The following is a 15,024-nucleotide window of genomic DNA, read 5'->3' on the forward strand; positions in this document are numbered from 1 at the left end:
GCTTACTTGAGCTCGGCTTTCGCGCCAGCTTCTTCCAGCTTCTTCTTGGCGGCTTCGGCGTCAGCCTTGGCCAGACCTTCCTTCACGGGCTTGGGAGCGCCGTCGACCAAGTCTTTGGCTTCCTTCAGGCCCAGGCCGGTGATTTCACGCACCGCCTTGATGACGCTCACCTTGTTGGCGCCGATTTCGGCCAGCACCACGGTGAATTCGGTCTGCTCTTCAGCAGCGGCGGCAGCGCCACCGGCAGCGGGGGCAGCCACGGCCACGGCAGCGGCAGCAGCCGACACGCCGAATTTTTCTTCCATTTCCTTGATCAGCTCGGACAGCTCGAGCACGGTCATGCCGGCGATCGCGTCAAGGATCTCAGCTTTGCTTAATGCCATTTTCTAGAACTCCAGATTAATTAAATGCCAGGGTTGGGTGTCGCTCGGTCGTTCGACGAAGTAGCGCCCCGCTTTACGCGGCTTGCTTCTGGTCGCGCACGGCTGCAAGGCCGCGGGCGAACTTGGTGGGAACTTCGTTGAGCGTACGCACAAATTGCGCGATCGGGGCTTGCATGGTGCCCAGCAGTTTCGAGAGCAGCTCGTCGCGAGAGGGCATGGTGGCCAGGGCCTTCACGCCATCCAGGCTCAAGACGTTATTGGGCAATGCCCCGCCTTTGAGAACCAGCTTGTCGTTGCTCTTTGCGAAACCGGCAAGTACCTTTGCCGCCGATACCGGATCGGTGCTGATGCCATAGATCAGCGGACCGGTAAGCTGTTCCGACATACCCTCGAAAGGGGTGCCGGACACAGCGCGGCGAACCAGCGTGTTCTTCAGAACACGCAGATACACGCCCGACTCACGCGCAGTTTTGCGCAATACGGTGACAGAGGCGACGTCCAGACCACGGTACTCGGCGATAACAATCGATTGGGCCTTTGCAATTTCTGCAGCTACCTCTTCGATTACTACCGCTTTCTCTTGGCGATTGAGACTCACGGTTTGAACACTCCATCAAAAGACGCCTGGGAAAGATTCCCTTGCGTCAACCGAATGCGGCGCACCTGGTCGAGTTCTTCAGTAAAGAATTCTTCCATGGACGCCGTCTGCGCTGGATCCGATGCTGCGCACAGCTTCGGGATTAAGCCTGAGCACGTGGGACTTGCAGCATGTCGCACGAGCCTGGGCTCCAGCGGTCTTTGACAGCAGCGCCCGGCAAGCCGGGCGCGGCCCAAAGTTCTTGGCCTACGCTATACCGCTATCAGGCGGTCAGCGTGGCGATTTCAACGCGCGCACCGCCGCCCATGGTGGACGATACGGCCAGCTTGCGCAGGTAAATACCCTTGGCGGCGGCGGGACGAGCCTTGTTCAGGGCGTCGACCAGCGCGGCCAGATTGGTTTGCAGCTGTTCCACACCGAACGAGGCACGGCCGATCGTGGCATGCACGATGCCCGCCTTGTCGGTGCGGTACTGCACCTGGCCGGCCTTGGCATTCTTGACCGCGGTAGCCACGTCGGGCGTAACGGTGCCGACCTTCGGGTTGGGCATCAAGCCGCGGGGGCCGAGGATCTGGCCCAGGGCGCCGACCACGCGCATGGTGTCGGGCGAAGCGATCACCACGTCGAAGTCGAGCTGGCCGCCCTTGATGCGCTCGGCCAGGTCTTCCAGGCCGACGATGTCGGCGCCGGCGGCCTTGGCGGCTTCAACCTTGTCGCCCTGGGCGAACACGGCCACGCGCACCGACTTGCCGGTACCGGCGGGCAGCACCACGGAGCCACGCACCAGCTGGTCGGACTTCTTGGGGTCGATGCCCAGCTGCACGGCGACGTCGATCGATTCATCGAACTTGGCGGTGGCCGTTTCCTTGACCAGGGCCAGCGCCTCGCCGACCGGATAGAACTTGCTGCGGTCGATCTTGGCCTGGATGGCGGCAGTACGTTTGCTGATCTTGGCCATGGCTTACACCCCTTCAACCGTAATGCCCATGCTGCGGGCGGTACCGGCGATCGTGCGCACGGCGGCATCCAGATCGGCTGCGGTCAGATCCGGCGTCTTGGTCTTGGCGATTTCTTCGGCCTGGGCACGAGTCAGGGTGCCGACCTTGTCGGCGTTGGGCCGCGCAGAGCCCTTCTGCACGCCGGAAGCCTTCTTGATCAGGACGGTGGCCGGCGGAGTCTTCATGATGAACGTGAAGCTCTTGTCGGCGTACGCGGTGATCACCACCGGAATCGGCAGGCCCGGCTCCATGCCTTGGGTCTTGGCATTGAAGGCCTTGCAGAATTCCATGATGTTCAGCCCGCGCTGACCGAGCGCGGGGCCGATCGGGGGTGACGGATTGGCTTTACCAGCCGGGACTTGCAGCTTGATGAAGCCGACGATTTTCTTCGCCATGCTTTGCTCCTTGCGGGTTCAGACGCGGGGACGGACAGCGCCGCCCTGCTCCCCGGTAATGAAAATCAGGTCTTTTCGACCTGGCCGAAATCGAGTTCCACAGGAGTGGCGCGGCCGAAAATCGTTACCGACACCCGCACCTTGCTTTTCTCGTAATTCACTTCTTCGACGTTGCCGTTGAAATCGGCGAACGGGCCTTCCTTGACACGCACCATCTCGCCCACCTCGAAGAGGATCTTGGGCCGGGGCTTCTCGACGCCTTCTTCCATCTGCGACAGAATCTTCTCGACCTCGCGTTCGGAGATCGGCGCCGGGCGGTTGCCCGAGCCGCCGAGGAAGCCCGTGACACGGTTGGTGTTCTTCACCAGGTGCCAGGTTTCATCGGTGAGATCCATCTCGACCAGGACGTAGCCCGGGAAAATGCGCCTTTCGGATATGGACTTCTTGCCGCCCTTGACCTCTACCACTTCTTCAGAGGGAACCAGGATGCGTCCGAAGGAGGTCTGCAGGCCAGCGCGCTCGATGCGCTCGAGCAGCGCCCTGTGCACGCTTTTTTCCATCCCCGAATAGACATGGACGACATACCAACGCTTGCTCATGCGTGCCCTTTATTTCCAACCCAGCAGCAGGCCATAGATGATCCATTCCATCAGCTTGTCGACCACCCACAACAGCAGCGCCATGGCGGCCACGAAAGCGAACACGATACCCGTCATCTGGGTCGATTCCTTGCGTGTGGGCCAGGTAACGCGCTTGACTTCGTTGTAGGAGTCGCGGCCGAAGCTCAGGGTGCGGCGGCCCGGTTCGCTGAACCACGCAATAAGCGCGGCCACCACCAGGCTGCCTATGAAGACACCGACGCGAACCAGAGGGGGCCGGCCCTCGAGCATGGAAAAAGCCACGATGCCGGCGATGATGACAAGCACCGCCAGGCCCAGCTTGAGACGATCTCGAGTGCTAGTAACGGTTTCTACGTTGGTGTTAGACATATTCCGACGCCAGATCCGCGCCATCGGCGCGTTCTTGCGATGTGATTCGTGGCAGGGGCAGAAGGAATCGAACCCTCAACCTTCGGTTTTGGAGACCGACGCTCTGCCAATTGAGCTATACCCCTAAACCCGACGAGCGGCTATCCCGATTCGCGCCACTGCTTCCACGCCGAATCAAAAGCCCCACTCTTTGAAACTACTTCGTCAAAACTTCGCGGTGTTCACGTGGCCAGCACGCAGCCCCTCGGTTTTCACGCTGTTTTCGTGCAGATCCCACGCTGTAATCCCGCTGTATTCCCGTGGTATCCGCAAGATTCATCAACAGGCGTCTGCTCAAAACCTTCTACAGACGCCCGTCGAACCTGTAAGTATAACGCTTATTCGAGGATTTTGGCAACGACGCCAGCACCCACGGTACGACCGCCTTCGCGGATCGCAAAGCGCAGGCCTTCTTCCATCGCGATCGGCGCAATCAGCTTCACCGTCATCGACACGTTGTCGCCCGGCAGCACCATTTCCTTGTCCTTGGGCAGGTCGATCGTGCCGGTCACGTCCGTCGTGCGGAAGTAGAACTGCGGACGATACCCATTGAAGAACGGCGTGTGACGGCCTCCCTCTTCCTTGGACAGAATGTACACCTCGGCCGTGAAGCCCGTGTGCGGGTTGATCGAACCCGGCTTGGCCAGCACCTGGCCGCGCTCCACGTCTTCGCGCTTCGTGCCGCGCAGCAGGATCCCCACATTGTCGCCCGCCTGACCTTGGTCCAGCAGCTTGCGGAACATCTCCACGCCCGTGCACGTCGTCTTCTGCGTGGCCTTGATCCCGACGATTTCAATTTCTTCGCCAACCTTGATCACGCCGCGTTCAATACGGCCCGTGACCACCGTGCCCCGACCCGAGATCGAGAACACGTCTTCCACAGGCATCAGGAACGCGCCATCGACCGCACGCTCCGGCGTCGGGATGTACGTGTCCAGCGCCTCGGCCAGCGCCAGGATCGCCTGCTCGCCCAGCGGGCCCTTGTCGCCTTCCAGCGCCAGCTTGGCCGAGCCCTTCACGATCGGCGTGTCGTCGCCCGGAAAGTCGTACTTCGAGAGCAGCTCGCGTACTTCCATTTCCACCAGTTCCAGCAGCTCTTCGTCATCGACCATGTCCGCCTTGTTCAGGAACACCACGATGTACGGCACGCCAACTTGGCGGCTCAGCAGAATGTGCTCGCGCGTCTGCGGCATCGGGCCGTCGGCGGCCGACACCACCAGGATCGCCCCGTCCATCTGCGCCGCGCCCGTGATCATGTTCTTCACGTAGTCCGCGTGGCCCGGGCAGTCTACGTGGGCGTAGTGACGGTTCTTCGTCTCGTATTCCACGTGTGCCGTGTTGATCGTGATGCCGCGCGCGCGCTCTTCGGGCGCCGCGTCAATCTGGTCGTAGCCCTTGGCTTCGCCCCCGAACGCCGTCGACAGCACCGTCGTGATCGCCGCCGTCAACGTCGTTTTGCCGTGGTCCACGTGACCTATCGTTCCCACGTTCACGTGCGGTTTGGTCCGTTCAAACTTGCCTTTTGCCATGGCTGACTCCTGACTGTGGAATAGAGCTGTAAAGCGATGTGTGATGAAAAAGAAGTGGTGCCCATGGCGCGGATCGAACGCGCGACCTCTCCCTTACCAAGGGAGTGCTCTACCACTGAGCCACATGGGCATACGCCTTGCATTGCACTTCGACCTTGCGGACGAAAACAAAACTGGAGCGGGTGAAGGGAATCGAACCCTCGTCATAAGCTTGGAAGGCTTCTGCTCTACCATTGAGCTACACCCGCGAGAGGGATTCAATTCTTGGTAACCATGCTCTTTTGGTGGTGGGGGTTGGATTCGAACCAACGTAGGCGCAAGGCCAACAGATTTACAGTCTGCCCCCTTTAACCACTCGGGCACCCCACCGAAAGAGAACTGCTAATTATGTAGAGTTTCCATGTGTTTGTCAAACTGGGCCAGCGCTCGCAGCATTTGGGCGATACCTTGTATCAAATATTTTCGCGGGCAATCGCACCCGGCTCTTGCAAGCATCACCGTCGGCGCGAAATCCGCGGCGCAACGCGCCCCGCATGGCGCGAAAGCGAGCCCGGGCTCAGTGGTCGATGACGTCCGACAAGCCCTGGCGCTCGAGCAGGGAATTCAGGTGTTCCCAGCCATGGAAATCGATCAGCAGCTGACCGCGCTCTTTCGCCCCCATCTTCAGGGTGACCCGCGTGCCGAGGTGGTCGGACAGCGCCTGTTCCAGGCGCTTGGCGTCGCCCGTAAGCACCGCCGCCTTGCGCACACGCCCCGACGCGGCTTCATCGGCCTCGCGCAGGTTGCGCGCCACCAGCTTTTCCGCTTCGCGCACCGACAGCCGCCGGGCGACGATTTCATTGGCCAGCAGGATCTGCGTGGCCGCATCGGCCGCCAGTAACGCCCGTGCATGGCCCATGTCTATGTCGCCGGCCAACAGCATGGTCTGCACCGGGCCGCTCAGGTTCAAGAGCCGCAGCAGATTGCTGGTGGCCGAACGCGAACGGCCTATGGCCTGTGCCGCCTGCTCGTGGGTCAGGCCGAATTCGTCGAGCAGCCTGCGCACGCCATGAGCCTCTTCCAGCGGGTTCAGATCCTCGCGCTGGATATTTTCGATCAGCGCCATGACGGCGGCGTTCTCGTCGGCGACGTCACGCACCAGCACCGGGACTTCCGCGAGCCCCGCCAGCTGCGCCGCGCGGAAGCGGCGTTCGCCGGCGATGATTTCGTAATTGCCGGCATCCTTGCCCGCCAGCGGGCGCACCAATATGGGCTGCATGATGCCCTGGGTGCGTATGGACTCGGCGAGTTCGGCCAGGGCGCCCTCGTCCATGCGTGTGCGCGGCTGGTAGCGGCCGGCGCGCAGCTTCTTCACAGGCAGGGCGGACGGCACCTTGGCGGGCGCCGCGGCCGGTTCCGTGCCCAGCTTGTCGATGGCGTCGGCATCGGCGCCGAGCAGCGCTTCGAGGCCGCGTCCCAGGCCCTTGGGTTTCTTGCTTGCCATGATGATGTATTTCCTTGTTCTTGCGGCGCCCGGCTCAGGCGCGCGCCGCGGCGGCCTCGCGGCCGACCCGCTTGATGAGTTCCTTGCCGAACTCGACATAGGCTTTGGCGCCCCGGGAATTCTTGTCGTACACCGTACCGGGCACGCCATGGCTGGGCGCTTCGGCCAGCCGCACGTTGCGCGGCACCACGGCCTTGAACACCTTGTCGCCGAAGTGCCGTTCAATTTGCGCCGATACCTGCTGCTGCAGGGTGACGCGGGGGTCGAACATCACCCGCAGCAGCCCTATGAGCTTGAGATCCGGGTTGATGTTGCGATGTACGCGCTTGACGGTATTGACCAGATCGGACAGGCCTTCCAGCGCGAAATACTCGCATTGCATGGGAATGATGATACCGTCGGCGCAGGCCAGGCCGTTCAGAGTCAGCAGCGACAGTGTGGGCGGGCAATCTATCAGCACGAAGTCGTATTGGCCACCCACGCCGGCCAGCGCCTGGCGCAGCTGCTGTTCACGGGCATCCATCTGGATCAGGTCGATTTCCGCGCCGGACAGTTCTCGATTCGCCGGCAGCACGTCGTAGCCGCCCGCGTCGGAGCGCACCCGCACCTCTTCGACGCTGGCTTCGCCTATCAGCACCGCATACAGGTTCTTTTGCTCCGCATTTTTGTCTATGCCGCTGCCCATGGTGGCGTTGCCCTGCGGGTCGAGATCGACCAGCAGCACGCGCTTGCCCTGGGCCGCCAGGGCTGCCGCCAGATTGATGGCCGTGGTGGTCTTGCCCACCCCCCCCTTTTGGTTGGCAATACAAAATACGCTGGTTCCGTTGCGGGCTTTTTGCTCAGTCATAGGTTTCCTTGGCGGCGATTCATCCAGACCAGACAGCGCCGGGCATTGAGTTCGGGAACGGAGACGGGCTCGACGCGCGCGACTTCCCATTCGGTTTCTTGCAGGGCCTGGATTTCGTCCAGAGGTTCACGCCCCTTCATGGCGAGCATGCAGCCGTCCGCGGCCACGTGCCTGCCCGCCAGTATGGCAAAATCGAAAAGCGAAGCAAAGGCCCGCGACACCACTACGTCTGCGTTCAATACCGGCAGCGCCTCGACACGCGCGTGCGCGGCGTGCAGATTGGCCAGGCCCAAAACCCCCGCAGCCTGCCGCACGAAAGCCATTTTCTTTTCCACCGCGTCCACGCAATGCACTTGCCAGCCCGGAAACATGACGGCCAGCACCACGCCTGGCAGGCCTGCGCCCGAACCAATGTCGGCCACTCGCGCAGCGCTTTCTTCCCGCCCGTGCCTGCGCAGTTCCGCCTGTAGCGGCTGCACCACCGACAAGCTGTCGAATATATGCTGCACCAGCATCTGCCGCGGATCGCGCACCGCGGTCAGATTGTACGTGCGGTTCCAGCGCTGCAACAGGGCTATATAGTCGAGCAGGGCCTGCTTTTGCGCAGGCTGTAAAGGCACGTTCATTGCGCGCGCGCCCTCGTCCAGGGACGCGCCCAACCTCGGGTCGTCTGCCGCCATCACGCGGCTTTCTTGCCGTATTGCAGGCGTTTCAAATGCACCAGCAGCAGCGAGATCGCCGCCGGCGTAATGCCCGAAATGCGTCCCGCCTGGCCTACGGTTTCGGGCCGGGCGGCCTTGAGCCGCTGGCGCACCTCGAAGGACAGGCTGGCGATCGAGTCGTAGTCCAGATCCACCGGGATAGGCTGGGATTCCAGCGCCGCCAGGCGCTCGACTTCCTCCTGCTGCCGTGTGACATAGCCGGCGTACTTGGCTTGCAGCTCCACTTGTTCCGCAGCAACGCCGTCTTCCAGGCCCGGGCCGGCAAGCAGGCCATCGCCGCCATCCGAAACCGACATTAGGCCGCGGTAGCTGACTTCGGGTCGCCGCAATAAGTCGAAAAGTGAGTACTCACGTTCAATTTGCTTCCCAAGCAAGGTTTGCGCCGTATGCGCCGACAAAGTCTTGGGATTGACCCAGGAGGACTTAAGGCGCTGTACTTCAGCAGCTACCGCGTCGCGTTTGCGATTGAAAGCGTCCCAACGTGCATCATCGACCAGGCCCATATTTCGCCCTACTTCGGTCAAGCGCATATCGGCATTGTCTTCTCGCAGGCTTAGCCGGTATTCCGCTCTCGAAGTAAACATACGGTACGGCTCGGTAACTCCACGAGTAACCAGGTCATCGACCAGCACGCCGAGATACGCTTGATTGCGCGCAGGCACCCAAGGATTCAGTCCACGAGTCTGGCGTGCAGCATTCAGGCCTGCCAGCAAACCCTGTGCCGCGGCTTCTTCGTAGCCGGTGGTACCGTTGATCTGGCCGGCAAAGAACAAGCCTTCTATGGCTTTAGTTTCCAGGCTTGATTTCAGGCCCCTGGGGTCGAAATAATCGTATTCGATAGCGTAGCCCGGCCGCATGATCACGGCGCGCTCCAACCCGGGCAGCGTACGCAGCAAGGCCAGCTGGATATCGAACGGCAAGCTGGTGGAAACCCCATTGGGATAGATTTCCGTGCTGTGCAAGCCCTCTGGCTCCAGGAACACCTGGTGGCTGTCCTTGTCTGCGAACCTCTGAATCTTGTCCTCAATGGACGGGCAATACCGCGGCCCCACTCCTTCAATAATCCCGCTATATAACGGAGATCGATCCAGGCCAGAGCGGATGATATCGTGGGTACGTTGATTGGTGTGGGTTATCCAGCACGGCATCTGGCGGGGATGCATGTCCGCCGACCCGATATAGGAAAAAACCGGCACTGGCTTGGTATCCCCGGGCTGCACTTCGGTGCGATCGAAATCTATGCTGCGCGCATCCACACGCGGAGGGGTTCCGGTCTTAAGGCGCCCTTGGGGCAGTTTGAGTTCCTTCAGGCGCTGACCCAGGCTGATGGCCGGAGGGTCGCCCGCGCGACCTGCTGAATAATGATCCAATCCCACGTGAATCAAGCCGTTGAGAAAAGTTCCGGCAGTCAAGACAACCGCACGACCCTTGAACGTGAGACCTATCTGGGTCACAGCACCAGCAACCCTGTCACCATCCAGCACCAGGTCTTCCACCGACTGCTGGAATATGCTGAGATTTGGCTGATTCTGCAGCATCGTTCGTATGGCGCGCCGGTACAGTGACCTATCAGCTTGTGCCCTTGTTGCCCGCACTGCTGGGCCTTTGGATCGATTCAATATACGAAATTGAATGCCTGCTTGATCCGTGGCTAATGCCATCGCACCGCCCAGGGCGTCGACTTCTTTGACCAGATGTCCTTTACCTATTCCTCCAACAGAAGGATTGCAAGACATTTGGCCCAGAGTCTCCATATTGTGCGTCAGCAGCAGCGTGGAAGCGCCGGAGCGAGCGGCAGCTAGGGCGGCTTCCGTGCCCGCATGCCCGCCACCGATGACGATCACGTCGAATTCTTCAGGGTAAATCATTTTTCGCTGGGAAACTTTTAGATGCTGAATTATAGCGCCGAGCTTGTGTTTCACGTGGAACAAAGAAAACATCCAAGCAGGCATGTTTCACGTGAAACATAGCTACTAATTATGATTTAAGTTTCACCAAATCAGCATAGAGGAATTTGTTCCACGTGAAACATCAAAACATAGAAAACACAACAAGCCAGTATGTGGATAAGTATGGGGATAACAAGGGAATATCGAGTTGATAGATTGTGAATAAAACTGCACTCACAGAACAAAAAGCTAGACGGCACTTAAGGGTAGGGGTAAGCAAATTAACCGCTGAGACAACGCAAAGGCTAAAAATTCAAGACCAATTACCCAGTCATCAAACTTGACACATGTGAACCCGCTTCAGTCATCCAACATACCGCTGCACCAAACAAACCTGCAGGTACCAAGGCCTGAAACTTATGATCAAGCTATGCTGCCACAGTTCACATGTGCTCGTATATCTCGTACATGTCAGGGCGTGCCCACAGAAGAGCAACGGCCGTCATTTCTGTCTTTTCCCTAAGATGGGCTTCATGGGGTGAAATAGCCGAAAAACACCTGGAACCATACATACCAAGCACGCGTAGTGTTTATGTGGATCGTGCCTGACTACAAAATACTCTAGCCAAAGCTGTACATGATTCCATCCTGGCTAAGCCGCCTGGCCTTATAAATATAAAGGCCAGGCCGCAAGCAACGAACAAATGCAGGAAAGCCGAAACACGGGAAAGCCGCAGAGCAGAACAATTCATCCGCGGATCAAGTTCAAGATCCGGAATGGGCAGCACAAAAATATATGTTGAATTCTTTCAGCACCTGCTCAACGCAGCGCTTCGAAGAATGCAAATACCCAAGCCGGGCGCTATGGAGAACAAAAGGGCACGAACAAAACAAAAACGCCCCGGTTATACACCGGGGCGCTGAAAATCTGTGCAGAAAACTACACAAATCTAGCAAAGATTATAGAGGGCGGATCTCCGCGGCTTGCGGGCCTTTGGGGCCATCTTTGACTTCGAATTCAACTTCCTGACCTTCGTTCAAGCTGCGATAGCCGCGGCCTTCGATAGCGGAGAAGTGAGCGAACACGTCGGAACCGCCAGCGTCGGGAGTAATGAAACCGAAGCCTTTATCGGCGTTGAACCACTTAACTTTGCCCTTTTGAGCCATGATGTGTAGCGTCCTAAAAATAAACAAAATTGCAATGAACCAAGAACGCCGACAAGAACCGGGCTCGATTCCGCCATGAATGCCATTTATGCAATCAAAGCATGAATCAAGCAAAACGAACCCGTATACGGCTTGATTTCAAGTGCAGGTGTGAGCATAACCACGCTTTGATCCTTAATCAAATACTTGTTTACCCCAATGTGGTATTTTTTCGTCGCTAGGGTCAGTATTAGACAACTTAGCCACATTTACGCGCAAAACACCTCCACTTCCATTTGCCCCTGTCATGAATCTCGAATCCAAACTTCCCAATGTAGGAACCACCATATTCACAGTAATGAGCCAGCTGGCAACAGAACAGCAGGCCATCAATCTGGGGCAGGGCTTTCCCGACTTCAATCCCGACCCGCGCCTGCTGGACATGGTCAGCAAAGCCATGGCCGACGGACACAATCAATATCCACCCATGCCCGGCATCGTGGCATTACGCGAAGAGATAGCCTCGAAAGTACACAAACTGTATGGCGCGAATTACGACCCACTGACGGAAATCACCGTTACCAGTGGCGCCACCGAGGCGTTGATGGCTACCATACAGGCCTTCGTGAGGGCTGGCGACGAAGTCGTGGTCATAGAGCCCTTCTACGACTTGTATCTGCCCGCTATCGAGCTGGCCGGCGGCATCCCCGTGGTGGTTCCCATGCAGGCTCCGGATGCGACTCATGCTACTTACCGGGTCGATTGGCAGCGTGTACGCGCAGCCATCGGGCCCGCTACGCGCATGCTGATGCTGAACTTCCCGCATAACCCGACAGGCATCGTCATGACGGAGGCCGATCTCGACGCCCTGGAAAGCATCGTGCAGGACACCGGGGTCATGCTGCTGTCCGACGAAGCCTACGAGCACATAGTCTTCGACGGCAACATCCACCAAAGCATCGCGCGCCGCGAACTATTGGCCGCGAATGCCGTGGTTATATCTTCTTTCGGCAAGACCTACCACACCACCGGATGGAAGATCGGCTACTGCTGCGCCCCGCAAGCTCTGACCGCCGAAATACGCAAAGTGCACCAGTTCATTGTGTTCACCGTGCCATCACCCATGCAATATGCGCTGGCACACTACATGCAAGACCCGAAACCTTATCTGGGCTTGTCCGATTTCTATCAGGCCAAGCGTGATCGCCTGCATGCCGGCCTGGCCAAAACCCGCTTTCAGCCTCTGCCTAGCCTAGGCACTTTCTTTCTGCTGGCCCGCTACGATGCCATTTCGGATTTGCCTGAAGCAGACTTCGCCCGCTGGCTGACCCTGGAACACGGCGTGGCCGTCATACCCGTGTCCGCTTTCTACCGCCAACCCGATGCCCCGGAATCGAACCACCGGATCGTACGTTTCTGCTTCGCCAAGCAGGACTCGACGCTGGATGAGGCCGTAGCCAGACTCGCCCGCGTCTGAAACAACCATCTATCCCTACAGCGGCATGCACCCCGTACAGCCCTGATCGCGAATTCTTCAGACACAGCACACCTACACAAAAAAACGTGACACACCGGCTTCAGTCCGGCCAGTTGCAGGACACTGGCCGGACTGAAGCCGTTTTTTTTAACCCCATCTTACGGGCGTCTCTGCGGTGGATGCGACGGTAATTCCCGCGAGCTTTCCGGCTGGCGCCCATTCTATGGGATTTTCATCGAGGGTGTCGTGATTGGCTAGCTGCCTGGAAAAAGAGAGATGTTTTGATTTTTTCCTTATTGCTTTCTATAAAAAGATAACTGATGATGGGTGTCTGTGGATAACTGGCATATCTTGTAAAACTTCAAGTATTACAAGAGCTTGCCAGTGATTTTCAGGATGCACAACTGCGGTGTAGCGCGTGGATCGAAATCGAACAACTTTAGGCTAGACCCGAAAGAGGGCACTTGTCCCTGTTCGATCCACAATCTGTGCACATCGGCGCTTCCTAGCAGTTATCCACAGCCCTGTATTTTGAAACAAAATGTATAATTATGGTCATGAAGGCTATGGGCAAGCCATGACGGGACACAGCCAGCTATTGGCATAGCGGCCTCGAGCGCGGCGCTTGCCACGCCTATTCATGTCTGGAAGAGATGGGCTCAGGAAGTCTCGAGCGTTTGCCCGGAATCGAACACCAGGCGCTTCTCTGGCCACTGCAGCGCGGCCAAACGGAAGCGTGAGGCCCCGATAGGCCGACCGGCCTTGCGGTCACGCCAGCGCGCTCCTACTGAGAAATCCACGCAAAACACATTGCGGCGCTTGCCGTGCCAACTGATGGGGTCTATGCCGCTGAACAGCAGGCTATAGCGTGCCGCGCCGCTGCGCGGCGGGTTGAACATGCGCCAATAGTGGCCAATTACCACTGGAACCTGGTCGTCATAGTCGTTCCACCAACTGACCCGATCGGAGAATCGCCAACGGTTGCCGGCGAAAAAAGGCTTGTCGGTCAGGTTTTCCACCCCCGAAGTCAGCACCTTCAGTGGATTGATCATCTGCTGGGTGGCTTCGTATTGCGCCACGGCGTGCAGGAAGGGGGGAGGATTGTGTTCGTCTTCCAGTTCCCGGGCCCAGTGCTGCCGCTCTTGCTGATAGCGATGGTAGAGGCCGGTAGTGGTAGCCGTAGCCTGTGCCAGGCGATCCCATTGCCGGAATTGTTCCGCTACGCTGCCCAGTGGCAGCGATTCCACCGCACGTATCGCCTCGGCCGTCCAGGCGGCATGCACGATACGGATGTCGTGCCGCTGCAGGGCAACGGGAAGGCTGCCCAGAAATTGCCTGATCTCGTGGCGTTCCGCGGCGGGTGTGCGGCTGAACGGCGCGTAGAACTTCAGGTCGCGTTCGTGGCGCTCGTCGAAAAACCAGCCCGAACCGTCCTTGGCGTCGTCAACCAGCAGATTCATTTCGTGGTTGCCGAGTATGACGCTGGCGCCGCCGTGTTCCACCAGGGCTTGCACGTGGCGGATCACACCGTGGCTGTCGGGCCCGCGATCGCACAGATCGCCGACAAACACCAGCTTGCGCCCGCGCGGGTGCCTGCCGCGCGCGTCATAGCCCAGATGGCCAAGCAAGGCCACCAGCGCAGTTTTTTCCCCGTGGATGTCGCCGATGATGTCCAGAGGATTGTCGGGCAGGCTTTGGACGAGATGCATAGTGAATCGAGAATACCACGCCCGATTGGCCGGGAAAGGCCATGCTAAGCTTTGTGGCAGTCTTAGTCAGTTTCGCCCAAACCATGTCAGAGTCAGATAAAGACGACACCCATCTTGTCGAAACGCGGGTCGACAGCCAGGTTCTGGTGCAGGGCGGCTTCCTGCAGATGCGCCGCGATACGGTGCGCCTGCCCGATGGCGCGCTGGCCAGCCGCGAATATGTAGTGCACCCGGGCGCCGTAGTAATCATCCCGCTGCTGGATGACGACAGGGTGCTGCTGGAGCGCCAGTTTCGCTATCCGGTGGGCCGGGTCATGACCGAATTCCCGGCCGGCAAGCTCGATCCAGGTGAAGATCCGTTGGACTGCGCAAAGCGCGAGCTGTTGGAAGAAACAGGCTACAGGGCAGGGCAGTGGGCCTGCGCCGGGGCCTTGCACCTGGCCATAGCCTATTCCACCGAAATCATCCATATATTCTTCGCCCGCAACCTGGTGGGGGGCACCCCGCAGCGTGACGACGACGAATTCCTGGAAGTGGTCACGGCTGGCATCGATGAATTGTCGGAAGCCTGTCGCAGCGGCGGCGTGACGGATGCCAAGACCTTGACCTGCATGCTTTGGCTGCAGAATGTGCAGGCTGGAAACTGGCATCTGGACTGGCAGGATACGGAAAGTTGAGTGCGGCTTGGCGCGTTGTCAGTTGGCCGCGCGCCGGGCCTAATCCGTTCGTTGCGAGGCAACGAGAATTCAAGCGCAAGAAACGAATTTCCAGCTGTATGGATGCAGATTAACTTCGCATATATAGTCCTACGTATCCGGAG

The 15,024-nt window shown here is 59.0% G+C and carries 15 protein-coding genes and 4 tRNA genes; 2 read left to right on the forward strand and 17 right to left on the reverse strand.

Annotation, left to right across the window (positions count from 1 at the left end; all coding sequences use genetic code 11):
- Positions 1-2: 2 nt before the first annotated feature.
- The 16 genes from rplL to CEY11_RS04735 form a co-directional block, all read right to left on the reverse strand.
- Entirely contained in the window at positions 3-383 is a 381-nt protein-coding gene (gene rplL, locus CEY11_RS04660; RefSeq protein WP_088602202.1) for a 50S ribosomal protein L7/L12, read from the reverse strand.
- Between the two features lie 73 nt (positions 384-456).
- Positions 457-981, reverse strand: coding sequence for a 50S ribosomal protein L10 (gene rplJ, locus CEY11_RS04665; RefSeq protein ID WP_088602203.1), 525 nt, complete (start codon positions 979-981; stop codon positions 457-459).
- Positions 982-1,243: 262 nt separating this feature from the next.
- Positions 1,244-1,939 carry a 50S ribosomal protein L1 gene (rplA, locus tag CEY11_RS04670; protein ID WP_088602204.1) on the reverse strand — a complete coding sequence of 232 codons (696 nt, stop codon included), beginning with the start codon at positions 1,937-1,939 and terminating at the stop codon, positions 1,244-1,246.
- Between the two features lie 3 nt (positions 1,940-1,942).
- A complete protein-coding gene (rplK, locus tag CEY11_RS04675) occupies positions 1,943-2,374 on the reverse strand; it encodes a 50S ribosomal protein L11 (protein ID WP_088602205.1) in 432 nt (143 codons plus the stop codon).
- Between the two features lie 65 nt (positions 2,375-2,439).
- Positions 2,440-2,973, reverse strand: coding sequence for a transcription termination/antitermination protein NusG (nusG, locus tag CEY11_RS04680; RefSeq protein ID WP_088602206.1), 534 nt, complete (start codon positions 2,971-2,973; stop codon positions 2,440-2,442).
- A 9-nt stretch (positions 2,974-2,982) separates the two neighbouring features.
- Positions 2,983-3,363 carry a preprotein translocase subunit SecE gene (gene secE / locus CEY11_RS04685; protein WP_088602207.1) on the reverse strand — a complete coding sequence of 127 codons (381 nt, stop codon included), beginning with the start codon at positions 3,361-3,363 and terminating at the stop codon, positions 2,983-2,985.
- Positions 3,364-3,412: 49 nt separating this feature from the next.
- Positions 3,413-3,488: transfer RNA gene (locus tag CEY11_RS04690), tRNA-Trp, on the reverse strand.
- 252 nt (positions 3,489-3,740) lie between these two features.
- Complete coding sequence (gene tuf, locus CEY11_RS04695; RefSeq protein WP_088602187.1) at positions 3,741-4,931, reverse strand: elongation factor Tu; 1,191 nt, start codon at positions 4,929-4,931, stop codon at positions 3,741-3,743.
- 55 nt (positions 4,932-4,986) lie between these two features.
- Positions 4,987-5,061: transfer RNA gene (locus CEY11_RS04700), tRNA-Thr, on the reverse strand.
- 44 nt (positions 5,062-5,105) lie between these two features.
- Positions 5,106-5,179, reverse strand: a tRNA-Gly gene (locus tag CEY11_RS04705).
- A gap of 34 nt (positions 5,180-5,213) precedes the next feature.
- A tRNA-Tyr gene (locus CEY11_RS04710) sits at positions 5,214-5,300 on the reverse strand.
- Positions 5,301-5,487: 187 nt separating this feature from the next.
- Positions 5,488-6,414 carry a ParB/RepB/Spo0J family partition protein gene (locus tag CEY11_RS04715; protein ID WP_088602208.1) on the reverse strand — a complete coding sequence of 309 codons (927 nt, stop codon included), beginning with the start codon at positions 6,412-6,414 and terminating at the stop codon, positions 5,488-5,490.
- A 34-nt stretch (positions 6,415-6,448) separates the two neighbouring features.
- A complete protein-coding gene (locus CEY11_RS04720) occupies positions 6,449-7,261 on the reverse strand; it encodes a ParA family protein (protein WP_088602209.1) in 813 nt (270 codons plus the stop codon).
- The gene (gene rsmG / locus CEY11_RS04725) at positions 7,258-7,887 is read right to left on the reverse strand and encodes a 16S rRNA (guanine(527)-N(7))-methyltransferase RsmG (protein WP_233154758.1); all 630 of its coding nucleotides are present in this window, start codon (positions 7,885-7,887) and stop codon (positions 7,258-7,260) included. Before rsmG ends, CEY11_RS04720 begins: the two co-directional genes overlap by 4 nt.
- 53 nt (positions 7,888-7,940) lie before the next feature.
- Positions 7,941-9,851, reverse strand: coding sequence for a tRNA uridine-5-carboxymethylaminomethyl(34) synthesis enzyme MnmG (mnmG, locus tag CEY11_RS04730; RefSeq protein ID WP_088602211.1), 1,911 nt, complete (start codon positions 9,849-9,851; stop codon positions 7,941-7,943).
- 981 nt (positions 9,852-10,832) lie between these two features.
- A complete protein-coding gene (locus CEY11_RS04735) occupies positions 10,833-11,039 on the reverse strand; it encodes a cold-shock protein (RefSeq protein ID WP_088602212.1) in 207 nt (68 codons plus the stop codon).
- Between the two features lie 286 nt (positions 11,040-11,325).
- Here CEY11_RS04735 and CEY11_RS04740 point away from each other — a divergent pair, with 286 nt between their 5' ends.
- The gene (locus tag CEY11_RS04740; RefSeq protein WP_088602213.1) at positions 11,326-12,495 is read left to right on the forward strand and encodes a methionine aminotransferase; all 1,170 of its coding nucleotides are present in this window, start codon (positions 11,326-11,328) and stop codon (positions 12,493-12,495) included.
- A gap of 659 nt (positions 12,496-13,154) precedes the next feature.
- Here the strand turns inward: CEY11_RS04740 and CEY11_RS04745 are convergent.
- Positions 13,155-14,204 carry a metallophosphoesterase gene (locus CEY11_RS04745; RefSeq protein WP_088602214.1) on the reverse strand — a complete coding sequence of 350 codons (1,050 nt, stop codon included), beginning with the start codon at positions 14,202-14,204 and terminating at the stop codon, positions 13,155-13,157.
- A gap of 83 nt (positions 14,205-14,287) precedes the next feature.
- Between CEY11_RS04745 and CEY11_RS04750 the strand changes: the two genes are divergently transcribed.
- Positions 14,288-14,881 carry an NUDIX domain-containing protein gene (locus CEY11_RS04750; RefSeq protein WP_088602215.1) on the forward strand — a complete coding sequence of 198 codons (594 nt, stop codon included), beginning with the start codon at positions 14,288-14,290 and terminating at the stop codon, positions 14,879-14,881.
- The last annotated feature ends 143 nt before the right edge of the window (positions 14,882-15,024 follow it).

It is taken from the genome of Candidimonas nitroreducens (assembly GCF_002209565.1).
GTDB classification, from domain to species: domain Bacteria; phylum Pseudomonadota; class Gammaproteobacteria; order Burkholderiales; family Burkholderiaceae_B; genus Candidimonas; species Candidimonas nitroreducens.

Excerpts from the sequence above, each read along its gene's own strand:
- rplL (WP_088602202.1), bottom strand. The coding sequence starts at position 383 with ATGGCATTAAGCAAAGCTGAGATCCTTGACGCGATCGCCGGCATGACC.
- rplA (WP_088602204.1), bottom strand. The coding sequence starts at position 1,939 with ATGGCCAAGATCAGCAAACGTACTGCCGCCATCCAGGCCAAGATCGAC.
- rplK (WP_088602205.1), bottom strand. The coding sequence starts at position 2,374 with ATGGCGAAGAAAATCGTCGGCTTCATCAAGCTGCAAGTCCCGGCTGGT.
- nusG (WP_088602206.1), bottom strand. The coding sequence starts at position 2,973 with ATGAGCAAGCGTTGGTATGTCGTCCATGTCTATTCGGGGATGGAAAAA.
- secE (WP_088602207.1), bottom strand. The coding sequence starts at position 3,363 with ATGTCTAACACCAACGTAGAAACCGTTACTAGCACTCGAGATCGTCTC.
- tuf (WP_088602187.1), bottom strand. The coding sequence starts at position 4,931 with ATGGCAAAAGGCAAGTTTGAACGGACCAAACCGCACGTGAACGTGGGA.
- CEY11_RS04715 (WP_088602208.1), bottom strand. The coding sequence starts at position 6,414 with ATGGCAAGCAAGAAACCCAAGGGCCTGGGACGCGGCCTCGAAGCGCTG.
- CEY11_RS04720 (WP_088602209.1), bottom strand. The coding sequence starts at position 7,261 with ATGACTGAGCAAAAAGCCCGCAACGGAACCAGCGTATTTTGTATTGCC.
- rsmG (WP_233154758.1), bottom strand. The coding sequence starts at position 7,887 with ATGAACGTGCCTTTACAGCCTGCGCAAAAGCAGGCCCTGCTCGACTAT.
- mnmG (WP_088602211.1), bottom strand. The coding sequence starts at position 9,851 with ATGATTTACCCTGAAGAATTCGACGTGATCGTCATCGGTGGCGGGCAT.
- CEY11_RS04735 (WP_088602212.1), bottom strand. The coding sequence starts at position 11,039 with ATGGCTCAAAAGGGCAAAGTTAAGTGGTTCAACGCCGATAAAGGCTTC.
- CEY11_RS04740 (WP_088602213.1), top strand. The coding sequence starts at position 11,326 with ATGAATCTCGAATCCAAACTTCCCAATGTAGGAACCACCATATTCACA.
- CEY11_RS04745 (WP_088602214.1), bottom strand. The coding sequence starts at position 14,204 with ATGCATCTCGTCCAAAGCCTGCCCGACAATCCTCTGGACATCATCGGC.
- CEY11_RS04750 (WP_088602215.1), top strand. The coding sequence starts at position 14,288 with ATGTCAGAGTCAGATAAAGACGACACCCATCTTGTCGAAACGCGGGTC.